We start from the raw sequence: 24723 nt of genomic DNA on the forward strand, positions 1-24723 counted from the left end.
TGCTAGTCCCGTGGTCAAGCAGATCGAAGGAGACGGAGCTGATGAGCATGTATGCGGGCAAGGTGGCACTGGTGACGGGCGGCGCATCGGGGATCGGTGCGGCGGCGGCGCTGCGTTTCGCCGAGGAAGGTGCCGCGGTGATCGTCGCCGACATGAACGCTGCCGGCGCGGAAGCGATCGCCGGGCGGATTCGCGACCAGGGCGGACAGGCGGGCGCGATCGCTGTCGATGTGGCGAGCGCGGCCGACAATGCCGCGATGGTCGCGGCTGCGATCGACACATTCGGACGACTCGACGCCGCCTTTCTCAATGCCGGCGCCTATGCGCAGATGCCGCTGGAGGCGCACGACGAAACCGCCTTCGACCGGATGGTCGCGATCAACCTGAAGGGGGCGTGGCTCGGCCTGCAGGCGGTGCTGCCCCGGCTCGAACGCGGCGGCGCAGCGGTGGTGACCGCCTCGACATCGGGCGTGATCGGGCTCGGCGTCGCCGCCGCCTATAGCGCGGCCAAGCACGGAGTGATCGGGCTCGTCCGGTCCGCGTCGCAGGATTTCGCGGCCAAGGGGTTGCGCGTCAATGCGATCTGCCCCGGCCCCGTCGCCACCGCGATCCTCGGCGTCACCGAATTGCCGCCGATCCAGCCCGCCGACGCACTGGAGACGCCGGCCTATGGCGGCATGCTGCTGCCCCAGCATATCGCCGAGGTCGCGCTGTTCCTCGCCAGCCCGCGCTCGGGCGGGATCAACGGCCAGTCGCATATCGTGGATGCCGGCTATCTCGCCAGTTATCCGCCGATGCCCCAGTGAAAGGGGATCAGCCGCTCTCGACGCGGATGCGGCTCAGCCGCGTGGCGGCGATCAGCCAGCGCCCCCGCGCCTTGCGATAGCAGTCGTGATAATGGCCGAAACCGCGCAGCCAGCGAAAGGGAAGCGCGCTTCCCTCGTCGACCCACAGGCGATCGTCCATCGCCCAGATCGCTTTGGCCTCGCGCGCGCCGGTCAGCATGATCTCCGGCGTATAGCCGTGATGCACGGTGGTGACGCCGGTGAGCGTCGCCTGGACCGAAGCGACGAAGGCATCGGCGCCATGGGTCAGCAGCCGATCGTCCTGGGTGCCGGACGAATCGCGGAAGTCGGCGGCGAGATCGTCGGTCAACTGATCGCGCAGCAAGGCCCAGTCCTTGGTGTCGATCGCGCGGAAATAACGCGCCTTGAGCAGCTTGATCTGGGTGATGACGGCGCCGTCTTCCTGGTATGCCATCGCTCAGCCCGCCTCGACGAATGCGGCGCGATAGCCGGCGAAGCGACGATCCACATCGGCCTTGTCCAGCCCGAAATCCTCCAGCGTATAGCGATGCGCCGCGCGATCCTCGCGCTTGTTGGCCTCTATCCACTGCCCCATGCCGGCGCGGATCTCGGGCGTAACCGCCACGCCCGCTGCTTCGAGCACGCGGGTGCCTTCGCCGATCGGATCGGCCAACAGATCGGCATAGCGCACATCGACGAAATTGCGCCCCTCGACGCGCTCGCGCACCAGCATGAAGCGCGCCATCAGATCGGCCAGGCGATCGACCCAGAATTCGGCGACGCTCGCCTTGTCCACGCTGTCAGAGACCATCTGGTACAGGCTGTGTTCCATGCTGCAATAGCTGGGCACGGTCGCGACCGGATCGCGGTGCGTCATCACGATCTTGGCGTCGGGAAACACCTCCATCACCGCATCGAGCGCCATCAGATGGCCGGGCGTCTTGAGCACCCATTTCGCGCCCTTGCGACCAGGATCCTGCCATTGCAGCGACTGAAGGATCTGGCGGAGATCGCGATAGCATTGGAAACGATCATTGGCGGTCAGCCAGTGCGCGAAGCTGGGAACGTAATAGGTGCCCTCGATCATCGTGCTCGAATAGAGCTGGCCCAGGATGATCAGTTCCTCGTCGGGCTGGTCCAGGCTCATCGGATGGATCGACATGAGATCGGGGATGGTCGCGATCATATAGTCGAGAAAGCCCTGCGCGACGGCGCGGCGCAGATGCGTCTCGCCGCGCGCCTCGCCCGGCATGGGCGCGTAATTCTGCGTCTCGAACCAGCGCGCGCCGGTCATGCCCGGCGCAGACGCCAACAGGCGATGGAGCATAGTGCTGCCGGTGCGCGGCAGGCCGACCACCACCGCCGCGACGTCGATCGGCTCATCGAGAATCTCGGGATTGCGCTTGACCAGCTCGACATGCCGCAAGCGATTGACCAGCCCATTGACGATCATGGCGCTCGCACTCTGGACGCCCGCCGCGCTCAGCCGCGCCTCGCTGTTGAGCGCCGGGATGAGTGCATCGATATTGGCGAAGAACCAGGTATCGCCGAGATCCGAAAGCCCCGTCTGCGCGCGCGCGCGTTCGACCAGCATTTCACGGTCGGGCACGCGCTCCATCGCCATGTCCACCAGGCACCTCCACCCTATTTCGTTGCACATCGCGCCGCGCAGCCGCGGCCCGTCATGCTGGCAAGGCTAGGCGCGCGCGCAACGAGCGCGACACCCCTGAATGGGAGGGGATCAGGCCTGAATGGGAGGGGATCAGGATCCGGCGCCGAACTCGGGCATCGCGGCGTGGAGAAGATGGACGAGCTGCGACTGGCGCCGCGCGCCCGTCTTCGCGAAGATCGAGCGCAGATGCGATCGCGCGGTATTATGGGCGATGCCCAGCCGATCGGCGGCGTCGACCAGCGATGCGCCGCCGGCGAGCGCGGCGGCCAGCATCGCTTCCATGCGGGTAAGCTGGAACAGGTCGCGGATCGCTTCCGGATCAGGCCGCGCGTCCTGCCCCGGATCGCTGACGAACAGCGCGAGCGCGGCGGCGGCGCCGCTGCGCATGAAGGCGGGCGCGGTGACGGGCTTCGCGACGGCGCCCAGGTCGCGCCGGCCCGACGGGCGCTCGATGCGGAAACGCTGCGCCGCGATCGCCGCGGGATCGGCATCGGCCTTGAGCGACAGCAACAATCTTTCAAGCGCGCGATGCTCGGCGGGCGCGGTCAGCCGCAAGCGCCCGCCGGCAAGCACGACGCCATCCTTTTCCGCCAGCAGACGGTCGGCCACCGCATTGGTGCGCATCACCTTGCCGTCATGGTCGAGGATGATCGCCGCCACGCCCATCTGCTCGACCATGCCGCGATAGACGCCATGTTCGGTGTCCCAGGCCTGGAGCCGTTCGAACAGCCGCAACGCATCGCGCAGATGCGGCACGATCGACTGGAGCGCATCGCGATCCACGCCGGCGAAATCGGCGCGGCTGGCGTCGCGCGTCACCCGCAATCGGGCTTCGAAACCACTGTCGAAGCGCAGGTCGACGCCCAATATCTGGTCGCCGCCCGCCGCCTCCAGGAAATCGCGCCAGAAGGCGCTCTGCCGCACTTCCCCTTGAAGGAATTCGGTGAAGGACGTCACCCTGCCTTCGGGCAATCCCTTGAACGGATCGCTGGTGAAAAAGCTCTCGGCATAGTCTTCGGCGGTCCGCGGATCGGCGCCCGGCGTCACGATCGTTCCCGGGCGGCTCGTGCCCGGCGCCGTCAGGATCAGCGTCGCATAGCTGGCGTCGAGCCATGTGGCGAGCGCGCGCAGGAAATCCTCCCATGGCGGCTCGGCCAGCAGGCCGCCGAAAAGCGCGGAGATCAGCCGCGAGAAATGTTCGACTTCGTCGGTCGCCTTCACGTTTCACCCATCATCCACCCCGTTTTCATCCCATAACCAGCAGGAGTTTGCCAATGCCTCTCGATCCCGCGCTCGTACCGCTGCTCCAGATGCTCGCCGATGTGCCGCATATGAAGCCGCCCTTCGATCCGGAAGCGTTCCGGCTCGCCGATCGCCAGCCCATGCCGTTCGCCCGCGCCGAAGTCGCCGAAATCCGCGACCTGACGATCGGCGCCATGCCCGCCCGCCTCTATCACCCCCGCCCCGGCGAGACGTTGCCGCTGCTCGTTTTCATGCATGGCGGAGGCTGGGTGTTCGGCACGCTCGACACGCATGATCCGTTGTGCCGCGCCATCGCTTCGGCGGCCGAGATCGCGGTGCTGGCGCTCGATTATCCGCTCTCGCCCGAAAACCGTTATCCCGTGGCGCTCGACGCCATCGCCAGTGTGCTGCCCGAAATCACGGCACAGGCCGCATCACTCGGAATCGATCCCGACAGGATCGCGCTGGGCGGCGACAGCGCGGGCGGCAATCTGACGGCAGCTTTGTGCCTGAAGCTCCGTGACGAAGGCGGGCCGGCGATCGCGCACCAGTTGCTGCTCTATCCCGTGCTCGATGCCGATTTCACGCGGCCGTCCTGGATCGAGAATGCGACCGGCTACATGCTGTCGAGCGAGATGATGCAATGGTTCTGGGCGCAATATCTCGAACGCGCCGCCGAAGCACCCGCGCTCGCCGCCCCCCTTCGCACCCACACTCTCGCCGGCCTGCCATCGGCGACCATCATCACCGCGGGCTTCGACCCGTTGCGCGACGAAGGCATTGCCTATGCCGCGCGCCTTCAGGACGCGGGCGTCGCCGTCGTCCATGAGCATTTTCCTGACATGATCCACGGCTTCGCCAGCATGCTCGGCATGCTGCCCCAGGCCGACCGGGCGGTGGGCACCGCCGCGCGCGGCCTGAGGGCGGCATTCGCGCTCGATCAGATCCCGTATCCGCCGGCAACGGCGATCTGCTGACCGGTGACATAAGCGGCTTTCGACGAGGCAAGGAACACGGCGGCATGACCGATCTCCTCCGGCTGACCCCAGCGCTTGAGCGCCAGGTTCTTGTGGACCTCGGCGGTCCAGGCCTCGTCGAACACGCCCTGGCGCGAGAGTTCGAGAAACATGCCGGCCTCGATCACGCCGACCAGCACCGTATTGGCGCGGATGCCGAACTTGCCTTCCTCGCGCGCGAAACCCTTTACCAGTGCCTCGTTGGCAGCTTTCGGCGCGACCGAAAGCCCGTCCTTGTCGGGCCAGCGCAGATCGCCCGCCGACCCCAGATGCACCAGCGATCCGCCGCCGCCCGCGCGCATATGCGGGATCACAGCGCGCGCCGCGTTGAAGAAACCATGCACCTCGACGTCGATCGCGCGGCGCCATTGCTCCGAACTCGTCTCGGCCAGATGGACCTGATCGACCAGCGGTCCGGCGCCCCAGACCATCGTGTGGATGCGTCCATGGACGGCGATCGCGGTTTCGACGGCCGCGGCCAGCGCGGCTTCGTCGGTGACGTCACAATGATGCAGGCTGGCGGCGCGCCCGAGCGACTCGATCTCGCCGCCCAGCGCCTCGGCGCGCTCGCGCTTCGATCGCCATGCGATCGCGACATCACTGCCCGCGCGCGCGAATTCGGTCGCCACCGCGCCGCCGATGCCGCCGGTCGCACCGAATATCAGTGCGGCGCCTTCGGGGAAAAGCCGATCGTCACCCATTTGCACCCTCCTTGATCCGATCCGCCTTGTATGCCGCTATCATTTGTGGGATGCTACCACGAAATGCGGCAATAAATCCGCAACATAAAACGCAAACCGTAGTCAATTTGACGTCGCAGCAATCAGAGAGAGGGTTTCCAATGGCGACGACCGCAGAATATGGGCTGGGCGAACACAGCTTTCCGCGCGGCTGGTTCATGATCGCCGCCGCCGCCGAGCTGGAGGGCACCACCCCGCTTCCCGTCCGCTTCTTCGGGCGCGACCGCGTGCTTTACCGTGGCGAATCGGGGCAGGTGCATCTGGTCGACGCCTATTGCCCGCACATGGGCGCGCATCTGGCGAAGAACCGGACCAGCTTCGTGATCCGAGACAACGAGCATGTGCAGGGCGATTCGATCCGCTGCCCCTATCATGGCTGGCGCTTCGGCCCCGACGGCCAGTGCAACCAGATCCCCTATTCGCCGCAGAAGATTCCCGCCGCCGCCCGGCTGGAGACCTGGCCGGTGATCGAGCGCGCAGGCTGCATCTGGATGTGGCAAGATTCCGAGGGACTGGGCCCCGAATATGAGCTGCCGCCCTTCGCCGAATATGAGCAGCCGCATTGGGTGAAATGGGAGCTCGACCAATTGGGAGAACTTGCCAGCCATCCCGTCGAGATCCTCGACAACATGGCGGACCGCGCGCATTTCGAACCCGTCCACGGCAACGACAAGGTCGATGTCTTCGAAAATGATTTCGACGGGCACCGCATCGTTCAGCGTCTGCGCGCCGGTCATCGCACCTTGCAAGGCGACGCGCCGCTGGAAACCGATACCTGGTATACGGGCCCGGGCATCCTGCAGTCGCGCATGTCGGGCCAGTTTCCCGCGATCATCATGATCACGCACACGCCCATCGACGACGGCGTCGTAAAGGTCTGGCACGGTCTGCTGGTCAAGGTGCCCAATGCCGAGCCGACGCCCGAGGACGTCGCGATGGCGCGCGCCTATCAGGCCGCCGCATGCGCCGCCTTCGCGCAGGATTTCGAGATCTGGTCGAACAAGAAGCCGTGCATCAACCCGATGGCGGTGCAGGGCGACGGGCCGGTCGGCAAGCTCAGGATCTGGTACCGCCAGTTCTACAACCCACGGTCGCGCGCGCAGGAGTTCCAGGCGCGCGTCAACGGCACCCACATCACGCGCGGAACATTGTCCGCGCCGTTCGAACAGAAGGTCGCCTGAGCGCGACGCAACCCGGAATAACAGGAGAAGATCTTGGCCAGACTCGATGGCAAGGTGGCGATCGTCACCGGTGCGGCGCAGGGCATGGGCGCCGCGACCGCGCGACTCTTCGCAACCGAAGGCGCGCAAGTGGTGCTCGCCGACATATTGGAGGACAAGGGCAGGGCGACCGCCGCCGAGATCGGCGACGCGGCGCTATTCGTGAAGCACGACGTACGTTCGGAAGAGGGCTGGGCGGCACTGGTCGCGGCCGCGATCGCGCATTTCGGCAAGCTCGACATCCTCGTCAACAACGCCGCGATCGTCCATTATTCGCCGATCGAGGCGATGACGGCCGAGGATATCGAGCGCGTGCTCTCGATCAACGTGCTGGGCGTGATCCTGGGCGCGAAGCATGCAGCACCGGAGATGACCAAAGCCGGGCGCGGCGTGATCGTCAACATCTCCTCGGTCGACGGCCTGCGCGGCTGCAACGGGCTGACCGCCTATACGGCGAGCAAATGGGCGGTGCGCGGCCTGTCCAAGTCGCTCGCCTATGAACTCGGCCCGCGCGGCGTGCGCGTGTGCAGCGTCCATCCCGGCGGCGTGAACACCCAGATGGGCAATCCCGCCGGGCTGAGCGGCGATGCGCTCAACACCGGCTATGAGCGCGTGCCGCTCCAGCGGATCGGCGAACCCGAGGAGATCGCGCGCGCGAGCCTGTTCATCGCATCGGACGAAGCGAGCTACATCACCGGCGCCGAACTGGCGGTCGATGGCGGCTGGTCCGCCGGCTATTACCAGTCGATGCTGCCGGGCGCGCCGACCAGCCTGGGCCTATGAGCCGGCTCGACGGCAAGATCGCGATCGTCACCGGCGCCGGCCAGGGCGTCGGGCGCGGCATCGCCACGGCACTCGCCGCGCGCGGTGCCGGCGTCGCGCTGCTCGGCCGGACCGTCGCCAAGCTCGACGCGGTCGTCGCCGAGATCGGTGACGCCGCGGTCGCCTTTGCATGCGACGTCAAGGATGCCGCGGCGGTCGGCGCGACGGTCGATGCCGTTGCGACCCGCTTCGGCGGCATCGACATCCTCGTCAACAATGCGCAGGAAGTGCCGCTCGGCCCTTTGCTGTCGGTCAGCGACGCGGCGTTCGAAGCGGGCTTCGCATCCGGCCCGCTCGCCAGCTTCCGCTTCATGAAGGCTTGCCATCCCCATCTCGAGCGGCGCGGCGGCGGCACGATCGTCAATCTTGCCAGTTCGGCGGCCTTGCGCTGGGACATGTCGGGCTATGGCGCCTATGCCGCGGTCAAGCAGGCGACACGGGCGCTGACCCGTGCTGCCGCAGCCGAATGGGGGCCCGCCAATATCCGCGTGCTGACGATCGCGCCACACGCGCACTCGCCGGGGCTGGCCGCCTGGATCGACGCCAACCCCGAGGAAGCGGAGGCGTTCTTCCGCTCGATCCCGCTGCGCCGCGTCGGCGATTGCGAAACCGATATCGGCAACGCGGTGGCGGCGCTGTGCGGCGAGGATCTCGCCTATCTGACCGGCGCGACCATCCCGCTCGACGGCGGGCAGGCCAATTTCGACTGAACCGCCCAAAGAAGAGGACGCGGCGATGCACTATCCCAGGGAAGAGGTCGAAGCCGCGATCGGGGGATTGCGCGACGCCTTTGTCGAAGCGGAGAAACGCGGTCGCTGGGCATGGATCGCCGACGCCTTCTATCACGAGGATTGCGTCTATGAATGCCCCTATGGCGGCGCGATGTTCGTCCGCGCCGAGGGACGCGAAGCGATCCGCACCACGCATTACGGCCGCGACATGGATGTCGGCTCGGGCTGGCAGGGCTGGAGCTTCCCGATCCTGGGCTGGGCGATCGATGGCGATCGCATCATCAGCGAATGGGTCAATCGCGGTCCGGGCATGCGCCCCGACGGTAGCCATTTCGAAACCCGCGGCGTCTCGCTGATCACCTATGGCGGCGGCGGCAAATTCTCGTACCAGATGGATCTGTTCGACATCGCGCACCAGATGCATCTGTGCGACGAACTCGATGCGGCGGGGCTGCTCAATGCCGATCTCAGGCGCGACTGGGTGAAACCGATGAAGGCGCGGATCATCGCGATGCTCACGCGGGCCCAGGGCACATGAGCGCAGACCCGTTCAGTCCCGTGCAAATCGGCCCCGTCGCGCTGCGCAACCGCTTCATCCGTTCGGGCGCGAACGAGATGATGAACAAGGACATGTTCCCGACGCGCGCGCTGACCGAATTCCATCGCGCCTATGCGCGCGGCGGTGTCGGCATGACGACACTCGCCTATGTCGCGGTGTCGAAGGACGGCCGGACCCTGCCGGGCCAAGGCACGATGCGCGCCGAAAGCGTGCCGCATTACCGCGCCGTCACCGATGCGATCCATGCCGAGGGCGCCAGGGCCTCCGCCCAGATCACCCATGGCGGCAGCTTCTGCCAGATCGACGATCTGTCGACGCCGCGCGCCATGTCAGCATCGGGTGGGATCGACAAGATGGGCGTGCTCAAGGGCCGTTTCCTCCAGCGCGCCATGACCCGTGCCGACATGGAGATGGTGCGCGACGAGTTCGCGCATGCCGCCTTGCTTGCCGAACAGGCCGGCTTCGACGCGGTCGAGATCCATATGGGCCATGGCTATCTGCTCAACCAGTTCATCTCACCGCTCTCCAATGCCCGCCGCGACGAATATGGCGGTTCGGCCGAGAACCGCGCGCGCTTCCCCGCCGAGGTGCTGGAGGCAGTCAAACGGGCGACGGGCGGGCGGCTGGCGGTGCTCGCCAAGATCAACCTGACCGACGGCGTGCCCAAGGGCGCGACGGTCGACGACGCGATCGTGACGGCGCGCGTGCTGGAACGCGCGGGCGCGGACATGCTGGTGCTCTCGGCCGGGCGCAACATCGAAAGCACCTGGGCGATGTTCGGCAGCGCACTGCCCTATGACGATCTGGCGGCGATGCAGACCGGCATGCTCGCCAGGCTCCAGTTCGCGATCCTCAAGAGAAGCGTGCCGAAGCTGCCGCCGTTCCGCGAGAATTATCTGATCGAGCATGGCCTGAAGCTCAAGGCGGCGCTGGCGGGCAGCCCGATGAAGCTCGCGCATCTCGGCGGCGTCCAGTCGCTCGCCGCCGCGAACGAGGCGATGGCCGAGGGGTTCGACGCGATCGTGATGGCGCGTGCGCTGATCCATGATCCCGGCCTTGTCGCCAAATGGCGCCTGGGCACCAACCTTCGATCGGGCTGCACTGCGTGCAACCGCTGCGTCGCCGCGATGTACGGCCCCTCCGGCACACATTGCCCGGAGGTCGGCAACGCGCTCGATCCGGCGCTCAAGGACATCATCGCAGGAAAGGAACAGGCGGATGCTGCTTAAGGACAAGGTGGTCGTCATCAGCGGCGTCGGGCCGGGCATGGGCCAGGCGCTGGCGCGCATCGCCGCTCGCGAGGGCGCCCGCGTCGCGCTCGGCGCGCGCAACCGCGACTTCATCGAAGCGGTGGCAGGCGAGATCCGCGCCGAGGGCGGCGAGGCCGTCGCGCTCGCCACCGACATCGCCGATGCCGCGCAGTGCAATGCGCTGGCCACAGCAGCGACCGAGGCGTTCGGACGGATCGATGGGCTGGTCAACACCGCCTATATCCATGGCGCCTGGGTGACCGTCGACCAGGCCGATCCCGAGGATTGGGCCCGCGTGTTCGACGTCAATTGCCTGGGTGCGCTGCGCATGGCGCAGGCGGTGCTGCCCGCGATGAAGGCACAGCAGGACGGCGCGATCGTCAACGTCGCCACCATGTCCCAGGTCAATCCGTTCCCCGGGGAAGGCGGCTATGCGACGGGCAAGGGCGCGCTGACGACGATGACCCGGCACATGGCCAAGGATCTCGGCCGCTTCAATATCCGCGTCAATGCGACACGCATGGGCTGGATCGGCGGCAAGCCCGTCTACGACTATGTCGACGGCCAGGTCGCGGGCGGTGCCGATCGCGACGCGCTGATCGGCGAGATCACTGCGCGCATCCCGCTCGGGATCATTCCGCCCGAGGAGGATTGCGCGAAGAGCGTGCTCTTCTTCCTGTCCGATTATGCCAGGGTCGTCACGGGCGCCACGCTCGACGTCAATGGCGGCCAGTATATGGCGCCCTGATCATGGCGGAGGAGATGTTCACGCGCGAGATGTGGCAGGATTTCTGCCGGCGGCTGGAAGCGGCGGGAGAGGTGGTGCTTGCGCCCGAGGCTGCGGCCTCGCCACTCGATCGCGCCGAGGGCTTCCGCTATCTGACGCGGCTGCTGCGCATCGGGCTCGACATGCATCTGGAGCATGCCGACCCGGATTTTCCGAGCTTTTACGCGGCATCGCACCAGACCGCGAAGATCGGCGCCGACAATCCCGACAATATCTATATGAACGCCACGGTCTCGGGCGCGCGGCGCTACCGCATCACCGGCACGCGCGGCAGCGTGCCGATCCTGAGCTTCGGCACCAAGGCCAATCGCTATGCGCTCGACGGCACCATGGCCTCGACGGGCGAACTCGATTCCGCCGACATGCAGGTGGCGCCCGACGGATCGTTCGAGATCGTCGTCAGCCGCGAGCGGACGGAGGGCAACTGGCTGCCGCTGGCCGACGACAGTTCGATGGTGATCGTGCGCCAGACCTTTCTCGACCGTGCCGCGGAGACGCCGGCCACCGTCGAGATCACCGCGATCGACGGCCCCGCCACGCCGACACCGCTCACCGCCGGCCGGCTGGCCACGGCGCTCGGGCGCGTCACCGCCTTTGTCGAGGGCACCGCGCGGACCTTTGTCGACTGGACCGAGAATTTCCGCGCCGAACAGTTCAACCAACTCGCGACCATCGACCAGACGCCCTTCTTCCGCGCGGGCGGCGATCCGACGATCTTCTATCTCCATGGCTGGTGGCAACTTGCGCCCGGCGAGGCGCTGCGCATCGACACGCCCATTCCCGAATGCAGCTTCTGGAATTTCCAGCTCGACAATTACTGGATGGAATCGCTCGATTATCGCTACCACCGCATCCATGTGAACGGGCATGGCGCGCGCCTGAACGACGACGGCACGCTGACCTTGATCATCGCCGATCGCGATCCGGGTTTCGGCAACTGGATCGACACCGCCGGCCATGATCGCGGCACGATGCTGCTGCGCTGGACCGGCGCCACCGACCATCCCGTCCCGCAAACCAGGATCATCCGCCTCGATGACTGATCTCGAATCGCGCATCGCCCGGCTCGAAGCCGAAAGCGATATCCGCCGCCTCAAGGCGCGTTATCTCAACGCCTGCGACGCCAAGGATGTCGCGGCGATCCGCGCCTGCTTCACGCCCGACGCGGTGATCGATTTCCCGCCGATCGGCAGCTTCGATCTCGACGGCCTGATCGGCATATTCACGCAGATGGCGGCGAACACGCCGATCGTCGATGTGCATCAGGCGCATAATGGCGAGATCGATGTCGCTGGCGACGAAGCGCGCGCGCGCTGGAATCTGGGCTATGCCAGCTATGATCCTCGCACCCGCGGATTCCGGCTGCTCGCCAATTTCTATCACGACCGCTATCGCCGCACCGCCGATGGCTGGCGGATCAGCTACACTCGGTCGGAACCGCGCGCGATCGTCGACGGCATGCTGGCGGAGGACGGGCTGAAGGCGGACTGGGCTGGGCCTTGAGCTGCGGCGAAAAAACGGAGAAGCGCAGTATTGAGACATGGTTTGGTGTGGGTGACACCAGGCTGGGGTCATATCGCTGCCGCCGCCAGATCCGCTCGGGCTGAGCCTGTCGAAGCCTTGCCCTTCTACTTCGAAGCCAAGGAAAAGCAGGGCTTCGACAGGCTCAGCCCGAGCGGTTTGGGGGGCTGGCGCCTTATCCGATCACCGAGTGCGCCGGTCATTTCCTGCTCGATCGGGCGCTTCTCAAAAAATCCCGGACAGCAGTGCGCGTTCGCGGGGATGACATCGATGGGGGTACGGCCACCCTCAATCGACCAGCGAGCACCACCGATAGTCGTGTTTGATGAAATTCTGGCCCAGGCTGTAGTTGACCCGCCGGATGCCAGGGATCTTGTCCACCGTCTGGTGCAGGAAATCGGTCAGTTCGTTGCCGTTCTCAACCAGGGTCATCGCCAGCACGTCGGCGCGGCCGAGCGTGGTCGCGACGAAGCCGATCTCGGGCAGTTCGGCCAGGCTCTTCGCGACATTCTCGATATCGGCGGCGGTATCCGCCTCGATCCAGAGATAGGCCAGGATCGGATTGCGCAGCCGGTTGGCATTGGTCACCGCGGCGACGCGGATCACCTTGGCATCGAGCAGGCGCTTCAGGCGCGAGCGGATCGTGCCTTCGGTCAGTCCGAACTCACGGCCGATCTCGCGATTGGAGACGCGGGCGTCATGGCCGAGCCGGTCGATGATCCGATGATCGAGTTCGTCCAGGCTGATACGCGTGCTCATAGCGGCGCCCATTCCGGATTATATTTGAAGACCTTGAGCGCCAGGCTTGGAAACAGCCGTTCGACCCCTTCGATCTTGGCGATCACATTGGTCAGCAGGTCCTGCATCTCGTCCAGGCTCTGCGCGACGACCTGGATCTCCAGATCATGCGTGCCGATCGCGACATTGACGGTGATCACGCGTTCTAGCCTGGCGATGTCGGCGCCGACAGCCGCGGCCGATCGCCCCTTCACCTGCACGCCGACGGGGGAGAGATATTCGAAGCCCATCGCGGCCAGATCGCGCATCGCGACGACGCGGACCATATTGGCCTCTTCCAGCCGGCGCATCCGCGTGCGCACGGTCGCTTCGTTGACGTCCATGTCGCGCGCCAGATCGCGATTGGCGATGCGGCCGTTCCTGCGGAGCGCGGCGATGATCTGGTCGTCGACTTCGTCGACGCGGTAGGTGCCGTCCTCACGCCCCGCGCCCTGCGCCTTGCCGCGCGTCCGGCGCTCGCTCTTGCCCTCGGTTCGCAACGCGGCTCTCTCCCTGATTGCGGCAATGCGCCGCCAGCCCGGCGACACCCTACGCGAAACGACGATGCACAGACCTTATTGCCGCTATCCTGTCAATATTCCGGGCCAGCGCAAGCGATTATCACAGTTTGCGTACAGATTCTTACTTCTCAGAGCGCATTTCGTGTGCAAAACCTCATCCGAAACCGGAAGCATGCCGGAAACCGGGATTGGAGCCGCCGTGGAAGCCTTGCATGAAGTCGATGTGCTGGTCGTGGGATCGGGCGCGGGCGCGCTGACGGCGGCATTCACCGCCGCCAATGCGGGCGCCGAGGTGCTCGTGGTCGAGAAATCGGCGCGATATGGCGGCACCTCCGCCACATCGGGCGGCGGCATCTGGATTCCCGGCAGCGACGATGCGCGCGCCAAGGGGCATGCCGACGATCCCGACGCGGCGCTCGGCTATATCAAGGCGCTGATCGGCGACGACGTGCCCGAAGCCAAGCTGCGCGCCTTTGTCGACAATGCCCCGCGGATGCTGCGCGACATGGAGGAACAGTCCGAGCTTCGCTACACCGCCTATGCCTATGCCGATTACCATATGGACGTGGCGGGCGCGCGCGACGGCTGGCGGACGCATGATCCGATCCCGTTGATGGCCGATCGGCTGGGCGACGATTTCTGGCGGATGGAACCGCCGCACACGCTGACGCTGACCTTCGGCCGCTTCACCTGGACGATGGAGGAAGCCAAGCTGCTGCTGACGATGAGCCCGGGCGCCAAGCCTTTGCTCTTCAAGCTGATGATGAAATATCTGTTCGACCTGCCCTGGCGCTTCAGGACCAGGCGCTCGCGCCGCCTGACCGGGGGCAACGCGCTGATCGGCCGGCTCAAGCTCTCGATCGACGCCAAGGGCGTGCCGATCTGGCTGAATGCGCCGATGGTCTCGCTTGTCGACGGCCCCGAGGGCGTGACCGGCGCGATCGTCGAACGCGACGGCGAAGCGATCGAGATCCGCGCGCGCAAGGGCGTGATCCTCGCCAGTGGCGGCTTCGACCATGATCCAGCGTTGCGCGCGCGCCATTCACCTCAGCCCGCCTCCGCAGACTGGAGCGCGGGCGTGCCGAGCAACACCGGCGACGGGCTGAAGGCGGGCATCAGCGTGGGCGCGGCGACCGGGCTGATGGATTCGGCCTGGTGGGGGCCGGGCTTCATGCTGGAGGGCGAGGATCGCGCGCGCATCATGTTCGTCGAGCGCGCCTTGCCCTCATCGATCATCGTCAACCAGGCGGGCCGGCGCTACATGAACGAGGCCGCGTCCTATCATGTCGCGGGCGGCGAGATGCATCGCGCCAACCGGCCCGACGCGCCGACCGTGCCCTCCTGGTTCGTCTTCGACGCGCGCTATCGCGGCAAATATATGCTGGGCCCGATGATGCCCGGAAAACCAACCGCCGATGCGCGCATCCCGGCGCCGATGCGCAAGATCCTGAAAAAAGCGGACACGCTCGACGGGCTGGCGGCGCAGATGGGCGTCGATCCGGCGGCGTTCGGCGAGACGGTCGCGCGCTTCAACGGTTTCGCGGCGCGCGGCGAGGATCCCGATTTCGCACGGGGTCAATCGGCCTATGATCGCCATTATGGCGACGCCTCGGTCTCGCCCAATCCCACGCTCGCGCCGATCGAACATGGCCCCTTCTATGCGATTGCCATCTATCCGTGCGACCTCGGCACCAATGGCGGGCTCGCGACCGACGAAAAGGCGCGCGTGCTCGATCAGGGCGGCAAGCCGATCCGGGGGCTCTACGCGGTCGGCAACGTTTCTGCTGCCGCGATGGGCCGGACCTATCCGGGAGCCGGCGCCACGCTGGGCCCGGCAATGACCTTCGGCTGGATCGCCGCGCGCGACATGCTGGGCGTCAACCGGTGAGGGGCGGGTTCAAGGTCGTCTCGCTCTTGAAGGCGCGCGCCGATATCGATCGCACGCGCTTTCGCGACTATTACGAGACCCGGCACGCACCGCTGATCCTGGAGCTGATGCCCAATATCCTCAGCTATCGGCGCAACTACGTCGCGGCGGACGGCGGCATCGCCTTCGATGGCGCACCGCCTTTCGATTATGATTCGGTGACCGAGATCTGGTTTCGCAACCGCGCGGCTTATGACGAAGCGCTGGCGGTGCTGATGCAGCCGGCGAACGCGGCGCGACTGGCGGCGGATGAAGAGGAATTTCTCGACCGCTCGCAGACACGGCTCATGATTGTCGAGGAAACCGAAAGCGCGATCTGCAGCGTGTAAATCTGTCTGGACTGCCTCATTCTTGTCATTCCCGCACACACGGGAATGACAGAAGGAGTTACCGCGCCAGATAGCCGCCATCGACAGCGAGCGGATGACCGGTGATGAAGCTGGCCTTGTCCGAGCAGAGAAAGACGACGGCGTCCGCCACTTCGCGCGCTTCGCCCAGCCGGTTCATCGGATGCATCTCTGCAATGAAGCGCGCAGCGGCTTCCTCCTTCGCGACGGCCTCCACCATCGGCGTGCGGATCGCGCCGGGGCAGACCGCGTTGATGCGGATGCCCTGCGCGGCATAGCGCATCGCGGCCGACCGGGTGAGGCCGATCACCGCATGCTTGGATCCGCAATAGCCGGCGCCCCCCGCCCCGGCCATGCCCGCGATCGACGCGGTGTTGACGATCGCACCGCGCCCGGCGCGTTCCATGTGCCGAAGCTCCGCCGCCATGCACAGCAACAGCCCGCGCTGGTTGACCGCGACCGTGCGGTCATAGGCGTCGAGATCGCCCCAGCCCGTTTCCATGCCTTCCAGCGCAACGCCGGCATTGTTGAACGCGCAATCGAGCCCGCCCCAGCGCGCGACGATATCGTCGACGAACGCATCGACCGCCGCCTTGTCGGTCACGTCGAGCGCACCATGATGCGCCTCGACGCCCGCCGCGCGCACCATCGCCGCGGTCTCGGCGGCGCCGTCGGCATTGAGATCGGCGATTGCGACGCGTGCGCCCTCTTCGGCAAAGGCAATCGCGGCGGCACGGCCGATGCCGCTGCCGCCGCCCGTCACGAAGACCGTCCTGCCCTGCATCGACGCCGCCACGATCGCTTCAGACGATCTCGAACAGCCCGGCGGCGCCCATGCCGCCCGCGACGCACATCGACACCACGACATAGCGGACGCCACGGCGCCTGCCCTCGATCAGCGCATGGCCGACGAGGCGCGATCCGGTCATGCCGAAGGGATGACCGAGCGCGATCGCGCCGCCATCGACGTTGATCTTGTCGGGATCGATGCCCAAAGTATCGCGACAATAGAGCGCCTGGCTGGCAAAGGCCTCGTTGATTTCCCACAGGCCGATATCGTCGACCTTCAGGCCGGCGCGGTCGAGCAGCTTGGGAACGGCGAAGACCGGGCCGATGCCCATTTCCTCCGCCTTGCAGCCCGCGACCTGGAAACCGCGATAAATCCCCAGGATCGGCACGCCTTCCTTCTCGGCGGTCGCGCGGTCCATCACCAGTTGCGCGGAAGCGCCGTCCGAAAGCTGGCTGGCATTGCCCGCGGTGATATGGCGGCCTTCCTTGACGACGAGCCCATCCTTGAAGACGGGCTTGAGCCCCGCAAGCTTCTCCGCGGTGGTATCGCCGCGCACGCCCTCGTCGCGGTCCAGCGTCACCTCTTCCTTGTCGGTTTCGTTGCCTTCCTTGTCGAACAGCGCCTTGGTGACGGTGATCGGCACGATCTCGTCGTCGAACCGGCCCGCCGCCTGCGCCGCGCCGGCGCGCTGCTGGCTGATCGCGGAAAACGCGTCCTGCGCCTCTCGCGAGACGCCGTAGCGATCGGCGACGATCTCGGCGGTCTCGATCATCGCCATATAGGCATGGGGATCGGCCGCCTTCACGAATTCGGAGCGGTTGCGATAGCTCGGCGCATGCTTGTTGATGGTGAGCGAAATGCTCTCGACACCGCCCGCCACCGCGACGTCGATCTCGTCGCACATGATGCCGCGCGCGGCGAGCGCGATGGCGTTGAGCCCCGACGAGCATTTGCGGTCGAGCGTGAAGCCGCCCGTCGCATCGGGCAGCACCGATCCCTGCGCCGTCAGCCGGCCGACATTGTAGCTTTGCGTGCCCCAGTGATTGCCGACGCCCATATAGACGTCGTCGACCCGGGCGGGATCGATCCCGGCGCGCGCGATCGCGGCGTTCACGACATGCGCGGTGAGCACGGGCACTTCGGTATCGTTGAAGGCGCCGCGATAGGCCTTGCCGATGCCGGTGCGGGCGGTCGCGACGATGGCGGCCTCACGCATCGCCGTCATGCCTCGAAGCCCTGCATATTGGCCTGGCTCCAGAACGCGCGCATTTCCACCACTTTGCCCTCCTCGTCGAACTTGAACGTGTCGATCACGTCGATCGACTTGCGACCGCCATAATCGAGCTCGACCGAGAAAGCGAAGGCGGCATAATCGCCGCCTGTGCGGACGGGGCCTTGCAGCTTCAGCTTCGGGCCCATCGTCATGGAGTGCGTATAGAATTCCCGGATCGCATCGTGCCCGGCATGGATCGGCGTGCCGATCGGATCCTCCACCGTCGCGTCGGCGGCGTAGAGCGCGACCACCATTTCCGGATCGCCCTTTTCGAACGCCTCGACATAGCGCTCGACCGCTTCGACCATCACCGCATGACTGGGCATCCGCTTCTCCTCAACCGCAAATTTCCGGGGACCGGCGCACCGATCGAGTCTCCATTGTCGCATCGGGAACAGGGTGCGCCACCACCATTTCGGGGGCTAGGTCGATCTCTCCTCAGCCGCCGAAATTCCAGTGATGGCCCCATTCATCCTCCTTCAGGCTGATCGTCGGGGTGAAGGTCTTCCAGTCGGGCCGGATGCCGCCGCAGCCATATTCGACGTCAAAGCCCCCGGGCGTGCGCATGTAGAAGCTCGTCATCTTGTCGTTCATATGCTTGCCGAGGCTCGACGAGATATGGACGCCGGCGGCGATCGCGCGATCGAGCGCGCGGCCGACATCGTCGAGCCCGGGCACCTCGACCATCATGTGGATCAACCCCGAAGGTGCGGGATATTCGCCGAGCGCGACGCTATGATGGCGCGGATTGTCGCAATGCAGGAAGTGGAAGCCGATCCCCGGATCGTCGGGCCCGCCCTGCATGAAGGCGCGCATCTCGTCGCTGTCGCCGAAGCCGAGCAGATCGATATAGAAAGCGCGCGTCTCGGCGAGCTTCATCGCGGGGAAGACGACATGGCCCAGCCCCATCTCGCCCGTCACGAAACCGGGTACGCCGGCGGGCGAGACGAACGGCTTGCCGTCGACGATATTGCCCCAGCCGAGTTCGAGCCGGTTCCCCGAAGGATCGCTGCAGCGAACGAACGCGCGCAGATGGCGTTCGGCCGCGTCCTCCGCGCTCGCCGCCTCGAGCGTCACGCCAGCCGCGCGAAGCCGTGCGAGCCCGGCATCGAACGCCGGCTTGTCGGCATAGACGAACCCCGCCGCATGGAAACGGTCAGCATCGCTCTTGCGGATCTGGATGCGGAACGGGCGGTCGTCCATGCGCAGGCGGATGCCGTCGCCATGATCGAAGGCCCGCATGCCCAGCACGTCCTCGCCATAGGCCCGCCAGGCTTCGATGTCGGTGGCATCGATGACCACATAGGCTAGCGATCGTATCGCCATTCACTTCGTCCCCAGATTGCGCGCCTTCTGACGCCTCTTGCCACGCAAGCTAATATCAAACTCACGCCTTAACAAGCTATATGCGTATTATTTACGCAAATTTAGATACGCATGCTCGCACAATATTCAGCGAACGATCGCGGGATGCGGGATGCGCGGCTCGCCGAGCATGTCGCGATAGGACGGCGGCTGGCGCCCGCCGGCCTCGGTTATGCCGTAGCGTTGCGCGAGTTCGGCGCCGATCCGGGTGCTGCCCGATAGCGTCATGCGTTCCGGATCCTTATGGACAGCGGCGATCAGCCGTCCGGTGAATTCGGGGGTCTCGGCATTGGCCATGAAGTCTTCATATTGATCGGGACGTTCGCCGAGCGCCCGCGCGGTGCGTTCGGTGACAAGCGGCCCCATCCAGATCGCGATCGTCGCGACGTCATGATCCTGGAGGTCGACGCCCATATCGGCGGCGAATTTGTCGACCCCCGCCTTTTGCGCGCCATAAGCCGGACCGTGCATGTAGCAGACCGATCCGAAGGACGAGGTGAAGGCGATCAACCCGCCGCCCGTCTCGATCATCAGCGGCGCGGCATGGAAGCTCGCGACATAGCTGGACCGCAGGCCGATATCGAGGATATCGACAAGCCCGACCGGGCGCTCCCAGAAGCCGCCGGGCGTGATCAGCGCATCGTGGATCGCGGCGGCGTTGTTGACGAGGATGTCGAGCCGGCCCTCGTCGCGTCGCACCCGTTCGAAGAGCGCCGCCACCTGCGCGTCGTCGCCATGATCGACGGCAGCCGCAACGCCACGCCCGCCGGCAGCGGTCACCGCTTCGGCGGTCGCGGCGACGGTTCCGGGAAGCGGCGCGCTCCCTTCCTCCACCGTCCGCCCGGTCACATAGACGGCATAGCCCTGTTCGCCGAGCGCTCGCGCGATGCCCGCGCCTGCGCCGCGGCTCGCGCCCGTCACCACCGCAACCTTCTGATCGCCCATCTGCAACATCCTCGCTCGCCCGCTTGCGGGCCGGTTGATATCCGTGACCGGATATTCGATTCGATACTGCGTCATAGAACGCGCTTTGCGTAGTTTGAAAGCATATTTGATACGCAATGCGCTAATCCGTTCGATAACAGCGGAATCGCGCCGATATCGCCGGGCACCGCCAGGCCCGGCACCGCGAATGCCACAAATCACATTGACAGCTTGCGTAGTGAATTATAGCTTTCAATACGAATATAGCAGATGATTGCCCATATTTTCCTCAACAGGCGTATGGGAATCGCAAGGAGAGACTATGGCAACCGCCCTCGACCAGACCGGGCAGACAGCGATCCCCGATGCGCAGGATCTGATCGATCGCGCACGGGCGATGATTCCCGCACTCAGGGCGCGTGCGGCCCAGGCCACCGCGGAACGCCGCATTCCCGCCGAGACGATCGCGGAGATGCAGGCGGCGGGTTTCTTCCGCATCCTCCAGCCCCGGCGCTGGGGCGGCTATGAAATGCATCCCAATGTGTTTTTCGAGGTGCAGAAGCTGCTTGCCGAGGGCTGCATGTCGACGGGCTGGGTGTATGGCGTGGTCGGCGGGCATCCCTATGAACTCGCGCTTTTCCACGATCGCGCGCAGCAGGAAGTGTGGGGCGGTGACGATACCATGCTCGTCTCTTCCTCCTATCAGCCCGTCGGCACCGTCGAACATGTCGAGGGCGGCTTCCGGCTTTCGGGCCGCTGGGGTTTTTCAAGCGGATCGGAGCATTGCGGCTGGGTGCTGCTCGGCGCCGTCGTTCCGCCCGCGCAGGAAGGCGACGCGCCCGACATGCGCACCTTCCTGGTGCCGCGCAGCGATTACAGTATCGAGGATGCCTGGCATGTCTTCGGCCTGCAGGGAACAGGCAGCCAGGATATCGTCGTCGATCGCGCCTTCGTGCCCGATTACCGCACGCATCGGGCAGTCGACGGTTTCCTCTGCAAGAATCCCGGCCAGGCCGAGAATGACGCGCCGCTCTACCGCCTGCCCTGGGCGCAGCTCTTCGTGCGGCTCGTCTCGACCGCTGCGCTGGGCGGCGCGCGCGCCGCGACCAGGGGCGCGCTCGAGATCATGAAGACACGCATCTCCACCAATACCGGCAAGGCCTCCAAGGCCGATCCGCTGCTCCAGAACGCGATCGCGAAGGCCTGGGCCGAGATCGACGAAATGGAGACCGTGCTGACGCGCAATTTCGACGCGATGATCGCGCATGCCGAAGCGGGCGAGGACGTGCCGATGGACAAGCGCACGCTCTACCGCTTCCAGTCGGCATCGGTCGTCCGGCGCTGCGCCGCGCTCGTCGATACGCTGATGCCGCTACTGGGCGGCCGCGCGATCTATAATTCGAGCCCGGTCGTCCAGCCCTGGCTCGACCTCCATGCCGCGCGCGCGCACGTCGCCAACGATCCCAATAATTTCGGGCCGGACGTCACCAACGGGCTGCTGGGCGAGGCGCCCGGTTTCATGTTCCTTTGAACCCAGCGGGAGGGGTTATGACGGATAGCATCAGCCAGACCGTCCACTCGGTATCGGGCGGCCACCATATCGCGATCGCGGAGGCCGGACAGGGCCCCGCGCTCGTCTTCATCCATGGCAGCGGCCCTGGCGCCTCCGGCCGGTCCAATTTCAGCAAGAACATCGCCAGTTTTGTCGAGGCCGGCTACCGCGTGCTGCTGCCCGATCTGATCGGCTATGGCGCCTCTTCGAAGCCCGAGGGCATCGACTATACGCTCCAGCTCTTCACCGACACGCTTCACGAAGCACTGATCGCGCATGGCGTGGAACGGGCGACATTGGTGGGGAATTCGCTGGGCGGCGGCGTCGCGATCCAGATGGCGCTGGATCATCCCGCCTTTGTCGATCGGCTGGTGCTGATGTCGCCAGGCTGCATCGAGGAACTCGAAATCTATTTCGCGATGCCGGGCATGAAGAAGATGATCAGCGATTTCGGCAGCCCCGATTTCACGATCGAGGATCAGCGCCGGCTCGTCACCAATCTGGTCTATGATCCGGGCCATGTCACCGACGCGCTGGTCGCGGAGCGCTTCGCGGTGGCGCGGACCCAGCCCAAGGACGTGCTGGCGCGGATGCGCACGCCCAATCTGGCGCCACGCCTGGGCGAACTCCGCATGCCGATCCTCGGCTTCTGGGGGCATAATGACGAATTTCTGCCCGCATCGGGCGCGCAGCGTTTTCTCGACGCATGCGACGATGCGCGTTTCATGACCTTCAACAAGGTCGGCCATTGGGTCCAGGTCGAGCGCACTGAGGAATTCAACCGCTATACGCTGGAATTCCTGCGTGGCTGACATCGCCATGATCGACGCATGCGAGGGAACAGCCTGATGCCTGACGCACGGCCCGGCGATCCGCATTGGCATTCGGATGTCGAGACTGCACGGATCGTCGATGGTCCGGACGAAATCGCCTGGGACGATGCCGCCGACCTGGTGGTGATCGGCTATGGCGGCGCCGGCGTCTCGGCCGCGCTCGAGGCGGCGGAAGCGGGGCTGGAGGTGATCGCGGCCGATCGCTTCCAGGGCGGCGGCGCCACCGCGATGAATGGCGGCGTTTTCTATGCCGGCGGGGGCACGCCCGCGCAGCATGAGGCCGGCGTCAGCGACGATGCCGAGGAGATGTTCAAATATCTCCGGATCGAGGCAGCGGGCGTGGTTTCGGACGCGACGCTCAGGCGCTTCTGCGACACCAGCGTCGAGACGGTCGACTGGATGACGCGGCACGGCGTGCGCTTTCGCGGCATCCTGTATCCCGACAAGACCAGCTATCCGCATTCGAGCTTCTATCTCTATCACCCGGATAATTCGCTGCAGCCCGCTTATGCGCGCGTCGCCCGACCGGCACCGCGGGGCCATCGCGCCTTTCTGCCCGGCACGAGCAGTCCGGTCGGCTATGGCGTGGGACTTTACGATCCGCTGCGCGACGCCGCCGAGAAGGCGGGTGTCCGCCTGCTCACCGGTGCCGAGGCGCGCCAGCTCGTCGTCGACCGCGCCGGGCGCGTGCTGGGCGTCAAGCTGATCCAGGTACCCGCCGACGCGCCGGTCGCGGCGCGCTATCAGAAGCTCCAGCAGCGCGCGACACGCCTGCTGCTCAAGCTGCCCCCGGCCTTTCCCGGCGCCGGGCTTGCCGCGCGCATCGCCGAGCGCTGGTTCGCCGAGACCCGCCGGATCGAGGCGAAGCACGGCATCGCCCGCCATATCCGCGCACGACGCGGCGTGGTGCTGTCCGCCGGCGGATTCATCTTCAATCGCGCAATGGTGCGGCATTATGCGCCGCGCTACGCACAGGGCATGCCGCTGGGTTCACCCGGCGACGATGGCAGCGGCATCCGCCTGGGCCAAAGCGCGGGCGGCGCGGTTTCCCGGCTCGATCATGTCAGCGCCTGGCGCTTCATCAACCCGCCCTTCGCCTGGGCGAAAGGCATGATCGTCGATGCGCGCGGCGAGCGCTATGTCAACGAAGCGCTTTACGGCGCGACGATCGGGTTGCCGATGGTCGAGGAGCGCGGTGGCGTCGCCTGGCTGATCATCGATCAGGCGCTCTATGACGAGGCAATGGCGCAAAGCCGCGACAAATTGATCCTGCCCTTCCAGAAATATCCGGCGCTCGCGGCGATGCGGCTGGGGCGGAAAAAGGCCACGACGATCAACGCGCTCGCGGACAAATGCGGCTTCGATGTCGCGACCTTCCAGGCCAATATCGCGCGTTACAATGCGGCGGCGCGGGGCGAGACCGCCGATGCCTTCGACAAGGCGGCGGAGGATATGCACCCGATCGGCGCCGGCCCTTTCTACGCACTCAACATGTCGATCACGGCGCGGTTGATGCCGCTGCCCGTGCTGACACTGGGCGGGCTTCGCGTCGAGGAAGAGAGCGGAGCCGTGCTTGACGAAGCCGGAACGCCGATCGCCGGTCTTTATGCTGCCGGCCGCACCGCGATCGGCATCTGCTCGAACATCTATGTGAGCGGCCTGTCCGCCGCCGATTGCGTCTTTTCCGGCCGCCGTGCAGCGCGGCACGCGGTGATGACCGATCGGCATTGAGCCAGCCGGACAGGTCTTCGCGCGGGCCGAAAACGACAAAAGGGCTTCCCCGGAGGGAAGCCCTTTTTGTTGCAAGATCCTGACCGTCCGAACGGACTCCGCCGGTTCCGGCCGACCGTGTTTTCAGGCAGGATCGCGCCAAAAACAAAAAACCCGGCACAAGGCCGGGTCTTCTATCTGGTTGCGGGAGTAGGATTTGAACCTACGACCTTCAGGTTATGAGCCTGACGAGCTACCGGGCTGCTCCATCCCGCGCCAAGTTTTGTGAATGGGTTCTTGTTTGTAACAAATCCGTCTTGCGCCTGCTGCAAAGCCTG

The 24723-nt window shown here is 65.9% G+C and carries 26 protein-coding genes and 1 tRNA gene; 15 read left to right on the plus strand and 12 right to left on the minus strand.

Features of this window, described 5'->3' with window-relative positions; all coding sequences use genetic code 11:
* Positions 1-41: 41 nt before the first annotated feature.
* The gene (locus ACODTA_RS20880) at positions 42-806 is read left to right on the plus strand and encodes an SDR family NAD(P)-dependent oxidoreductase (protein WP_489068204.1); all 765 of its coding nucleotides are present in this window, start codon (positions 42-44) and stop codon (positions 804-806) included.
* Positions 807-813: 7 nt separating this feature from the next.
* Here ACODTA_RS20880 and ACODTA_RS20885 read toward each other — a convergent pair whose 3' ends face one another.
* From ACODTA_RS20885 to ACODTA_RS20895, 3 genes are all read right to left on the minus strand, one after another.
* The gene (locus tag ACODTA_RS20885) at positions 814-1260 is read right to left on the minus strand and encodes a nuclear transport factor 2 family protein (RefSeq protein ID WP_489068206.1); all 447 of its coding nucleotides are present in this window, start codon (positions 1258-1260) and stop codon (positions 814-816) included.
* A gap of 3 nt (positions 1261-1263) precedes the next feature.
* Positions 1264-2430: a sulfotransferase family protein gene (locus ACODTA_RS20890; RefSeq protein ID WP_489068258.1), complete on the minus strand. Its 1167-nt coding sequence runs from the start codon at positions 2428-2430 to the stop codon at positions 1264-1266.
* 138 nt (positions 2431-2568) lie between these two features.
* Positions 2569-3699 carry a helix-turn-helix transcriptional regulator gene (locus ACODTA_RS20895; RefSeq protein WP_489068208.1) on the minus strand — a complete coding sequence of 377 codons (1131 nt, stop codon included), beginning with the start codon at positions 3697-3699 and terminating at the stop codon, positions 2569-2571.
* A gap of 53 nt (positions 3700-3752) precedes the next feature.
* On the opposite strand from ACODTA_RS20895, the gene ACODTA_RS20900 reads away from it, so the two are divergent.
* On the plus strand, positions 3753-4697 hold the full coding sequence (locus ACODTA_RS20900; protein WP_489068210.1) for an alpha/beta hydrolase: 945 nt from the start codon (positions 3753-3755) through the stop codon (positions 4695-4697).
* On the opposite strand, the gene ACODTA_RS20905 is transcribed toward ACODTA_RS20900, so the two are convergent.
* Complete coding sequence (locus tag ACODTA_RS20905) at positions 4661-5437, minus strand: SDR family NAD(P)-dependent oxidoreductase (RefSeq protein WP_489068212.1); 777 nt, start codon at positions 5435-5437, stop codon at positions 4661-4663. The two genes, ACODTA_RS20900 and ACODTA_RS20905, sit on opposite strands and share 37 nt — an antisense overlap.
* Positions 5438-5577: 140 nt before the next feature.
* On the opposite strand from ACODTA_RS20905, the gene ACODTA_RS20910 reads away from it, so the two are divergent.
* Genes ACODTA_RS20910 through ACODTA_RS20945 form a run of 8 tightly spaced genes read left to right on the plus strand, consistent with a single transcriptional unit; the run spans position 5578 to position 12348 of the window.
* On the plus strand, positions 5578-6657 hold the full coding sequence (locus ACODTA_RS20910; RefSeq protein WP_489068214.1) for an aromatic ring-hydroxylating dioxygenase subunit alpha: 1080 nt from the start codon (positions 5578-5580) through the stop codon (positions 6655-6657).
* A gap of 33 nt (positions 6658-6690) precedes the next feature.
* Positions 6691-7479, plus strand: coding sequence for an SDR family NAD(P)-dependent oxidoreductase (locus ACODTA_RS20915; protein ID WP_489068216.1), 789 nt, complete (start codon positions 6691-6693; stop codon positions 7477-7479).
* Positions 7476-8228 (plus strand): SDR family NAD(P)-dependent oxidoreductase, encoded by a 753-nt coding sequence (locus tag ACODTA_RS20920; RefSeq protein ID WP_489068218.1) that lies wholly within the window; start codon positions 7476-7478, stop codon positions 8226-8228. The genes ACODTA_RS20915 and ACODTA_RS20920 overlap by 4 nt, the downstream gene beginning before the upstream one ends.
* Positions 8229-8253: 25 nt before the next feature.
* Positions 8254-8787, plus strand: a complete 534-nt coding sequence (locus ACODTA_RS20925; protein WP_489068220.1) for a nuclear transport factor 2 family protein — start codon at positions 8254-8256, stop codon at positions 8785-8787.
* Positions 8784-10037 (plus strand): NADH:flavin oxidoreductase, encoded by a 1254-nt coding sequence (locus ACODTA_RS20930; RefSeq protein WP_489068222.1) that lies wholly within the window; start codon positions 8784-8786, stop codon positions 10035-10037. The genes ACODTA_RS20925 and ACODTA_RS20930 overlap by 4 nt, the downstream gene beginning before the upstream one ends.
* Positions 10027-10806, plus strand: a complete 780-nt coding sequence (locus tag ACODTA_RS20935; protein ID WP_489068224.1) for an SDR family oxidoreductase — start codon at positions 10027-10029, stop codon at positions 10804-10806. Before ACODTA_RS20930 ends, ACODTA_RS20935 begins: the two co-directional genes overlap by 11 nt.
* Positions 10807-10808: 2 nt before the next feature.
* Complete coding sequence (locus tag ACODTA_RS20940) at positions 10809-11888, plus strand: DUF1214 domain-containing protein (protein WP_489068226.1); 1080 nt, start codon at positions 10809-10811, stop codon at positions 11886-11888.
* On the plus strand, positions 11881-12348 hold the full coding sequence (locus ACODTA_RS20945; RefSeq protein ID WP_489068228.1) for a nuclear transport factor 2 family protein: 468 nt from the start codon (positions 11881-11883) through the stop codon (positions 12346-12348). The genes ACODTA_RS20940 and ACODTA_RS20945 overlap by 8 nt, the downstream gene beginning before the upstream one ends.
* A 306-nt stretch (positions 12349-12654) precedes the next feature.
* Here ACODTA_RS20945 and ACODTA_RS20950 read toward each other — a convergent pair whose 3' ends face one another.
* Positions 12655-13125, minus strand: a complete 471-nt coding sequence (locus ACODTA_RS20950) for an Lrp/AsnC family transcriptional regulator (protein ID WP_489068230.1) — start codon at positions 13123-13125, stop codon at positions 12655-12657.
* On the minus strand, positions 13122-13643 hold the full coding sequence (locus ACODTA_RS20955) for an Lrp/AsnC family transcriptional regulator (RefSeq protein ID WP_489068232.1): 522 nt from the start codon (positions 13641-13643) through the stop codon (positions 13122-13124). The genes ACODTA_RS20950 and ACODTA_RS20955 overlap by 4 nt, the downstream gene beginning before the upstream one ends.
* 220 nt (positions 13644-13863) lie before the next feature.
* Between ACODTA_RS20955 and ACODTA_RS20960 the strand changes: the two genes are divergently transcribed.
* Positions 13864-15552, plus strand: coding sequence for an FAD-dependent oxidoreductase (locus ACODTA_RS20960; protein ID WP_489068234.1), 1689 nt, complete (start codon positions 13864-13866; stop codon positions 15550-15552).
* Positions 15549-15920: an EthD domain-containing protein gene (locus ACODTA_RS20965; RefSeq protein WP_489068236.1), complete on the plus strand. Its 372-nt coding sequence runs from the start codon at positions 15549-15551 to the stop codon at positions 15918-15920. The genes ACODTA_RS20960 and ACODTA_RS20965 overlap by 4 nt, the downstream gene beginning before the upstream one ends.
* Positions 15921-15978: 58 nt before the next feature.
* Here the strand turns inward: ACODTA_RS20965 and ACODTA_RS20970 are convergent, their stop codons facing one another.
* The 5 genes from ACODTA_RS20970 to ACODTA_RS20990 form a co-directional block, all read right to left on the minus strand.
* The gene (locus tag ACODTA_RS20970) at positions 15979-16722 is read right to left on the minus strand and encodes an SDR family NAD(P)-dependent oxidoreductase (RefSeq protein ID WP_489068238.1); all 744 of its coding nucleotides are present in this window, start codon (positions 16720-16722) and stop codon (positions 15979-15981) included.
* 19 nt (positions 16723-16741) lie between these two features.
* A complete protein-coding gene (locus tag ACODTA_RS20975; protein ID WP_489068260.1) occupies positions 16742-17944 on the minus strand; it encodes an acetyl-CoA C-acyltransferase in 1203 nt (400 codons plus the stop codon).
* A gap of 5 nt (positions 17945-17949) precedes the next feature.
* The gene (locus ACODTA_RS20980; RefSeq protein ID WP_489068240.1) at positions 17950-18327 is read right to left on the minus strand and encodes a nuclear transport factor 2 family protein; all 378 of its coding nucleotides are present in this window, start codon (positions 18325-18327) and stop codon (positions 17950-17952) included.
* 112 nt (positions 18328-18439) lie between these two features.
* The gene (locus ACODTA_RS20985; RefSeq protein WP_489068242.1) at positions 18440-19327 is read right to left on the minus strand and encodes a VOC family protein; all 888 of its coding nucleotides are present in this window, start codon (positions 19325-19327) and stop codon (positions 18440-18442) included.
* A 126-nt stretch (positions 19328-19453) separates the two neighbouring features.
* On the minus strand, positions 19454-20311 hold the full coding sequence (locus tag ACODTA_RS20990) for an SDR family NAD(P)-dependent oxidoreductase (protein ID WP_489068244.1): 858 nt from the start codon (positions 20309-20311) through the stop codon (positions 19454-19456).
* Positions 20312-20612: 301 nt separating this feature from the next.
* Between ACODTA_RS20990 and ACODTA_RS20995 the strand changes: the two genes are divergently transcribed.
* From ACODTA_RS20995 to ACODTA_RS21005, 3 genes are read left to right on the plus strand one after another with little or no spacing between them, the layout of a single operon-like run.
* Positions 20613-21821, plus strand: coding sequence for an acyl-CoA dehydrogenase family protein (locus tag ACODTA_RS20995; RefSeq protein WP_489068246.1), 1209 nt, complete (start codon positions 20613-20615; stop codon positions 21819-21821).
* Between the two features lie 17 nt (positions 21822-21838).
* Positions 21839-22654, plus strand: a complete 816-nt coding sequence (locus tag ACODTA_RS21000) for an alpha/beta fold hydrolase (protein ID WP_489068248.1) — start codon at positions 21839-21841, stop codon at positions 22652-22654.
* Between the two features lie 36 nt (positions 22655-22690).
* On the plus strand, positions 22691-24406 hold the full coding sequence (locus tag ACODTA_RS21005) for an FAD-binding protein (protein WP_489068250.1): 1716 nt from the start codon (positions 22691-22693) through the stop codon (positions 24404-24406).
* A gap of 178 nt (positions 24407-24584) precedes the next feature.
* Here ACODTA_RS21005 and ACODTA_RS21010 read toward each other — a convergent pair.
* Positions 24585-24661, minus strand: a tRNA-Met gene (locus tag ACODTA_RS21010).
* Between the last annotated feature and the right edge of the window lie 62 nt (positions 24662-24723).

The sequence above is a fragment of the Sphingomonas sp. FG14 genome (genome assembly GCF_057809675.1).

Coding starts and splice junctions, on each gene's coding strand:
- ACODTA_RS20880 (WP_489068204.1), top strand. CDS start 42: ATGAGCATGTATGCGGGCAAGGTGGCACTGGTGACGGGCGGCGCATCG.
- ACODTA_RS20885 (WP_489068206.1), bottom strand. CDS start 1,260: ATGGCATACCAGGAAGACGGCGCCGTCATCACCCAGATCAAGCTGCTC.
- ACODTA_RS20890 (WP_489068258.1), bottom strand. CDS start 2,430: ATGGCGATGGAGCGCGTGCCCGACCGTGAAATGCTGGTCGAACGCGCG.
- ACODTA_RS20900 (WP_489068210.1), top strand. CDS start 3,753: ATGCCTCTCGATCCCGCGCTCGTACCGCTGCTCCAGATGCTCGCCGAT.
- ACODTA_RS20905 (WP_489068212.1), bottom strand. CDS start 5,437: ATGGGTGACGATCGGCTTTTCCCCGAAGGCGCCGCACTGATATTCGGT.
- ACODTA_RS20910 (WP_489068214.1), top strand. CDS start 5,578: ATGGCGACGACCGCAGAATATGGGCTGGGCGAACACAGCTTTCCGCGC.
- ACODTA_RS20920 (WP_489068218.1), top strand. CDS start 7,476: ATGAGCCGGCTCGACGGCAAGATCGCGATCGTCACCGGCGCCGGCCAG.
- ACODTA_RS20925 (WP_489068220.1), top strand. CDS start 8,254: ATGCACTATCCCAGGGAAGAGGTCGAAGCCGCGATCGGGGGATTGCGC.
- ACODTA_RS20930 (WP_489068222.1), top strand. CDS start 8,784: ATGAGCGCAGACCCGTTCAGTCCCGTGCAAATCGGCCCCGTCGCGCTG.
- ACODTA_RS20935 (WP_489068224.1), top strand. CDS start 10,027: ATGCTGCTTAAGGACAAGGTGGTCGTCATCAGCGGCGTCGGGCCGGGC.
- ACODTA_RS20940 (WP_489068226.1), top strand. CDS start 10,809: ATGGCGGAGGAGATGTTCACGCGCGAGATGTGGCAGGATTTCTGCCGG.
- ACODTA_RS20945 (WP_489068228.1), top strand. CDS start 11,881: ATGACTGATCTCGAATCGCGCATCGCCCGGCTCGAAGCCGAAAGCGAT.
- ACODTA_RS20950 (WP_489068230.1), bottom strand. CDS start 13,125: ATGAGCACGCGTATCAGCCTGGACGAACTCGATCATCGGATCATCGAC.
- ACODTA_RS20970 (WP_489068238.1), bottom strand. CDS start 16,722: ATGCAGGGCAGGACGGTCTTCGTGACGGGCGGCGGCAGCGGCATCGGC.
- ACODTA_RS20975 (WP_489068260.1), bottom strand. CDS start 17,944: ATGCGTGAGGCCGCCATCGTCGCGACCGCCCGCACCGGCATCGGCAAG.
- ACODTA_RS20980 (WP_489068240.1), bottom strand. CDS start 18,327: ATGCCCAGTCATGCGGTGATGGTCGAAGCGGTCGAGCGCTATGTCGAG.
- ACODTA_RS20985 (WP_489068242.1), bottom strand. CDS start 19,327: ATGGCGATACGATCGCTAGCCTATGTGGTCATCGATGCCACCGACATC.
- ACODTA_RS20990 (WP_489068244.1), bottom strand. CDS start 20,311: ATGGGCGATCAGAAGGTTGCGGTGGTGACGGGCGCGAGCCGCGGCGCA.
- ACODTA_RS20995 (WP_489068246.1), top strand. CDS start 20,613: ATGGCAACCGCCCTCGACCAGACCGGGCAGACAGCGATCCCCGATGCG.
- ACODTA_RS21000 (WP_489068248.1), top strand. CDS start 21,839: ATGACGGATAGCATCAGCCAGACCGTCCACTCGGTATCGGGCGGCCAC.
- ACODTA_RS21005 (WP_489068250.1), top strand. CDS start 22,691: ATGCCTGACGCACGGCCCGGCGATCCGCATTGGCATTCGGATGTCGAG.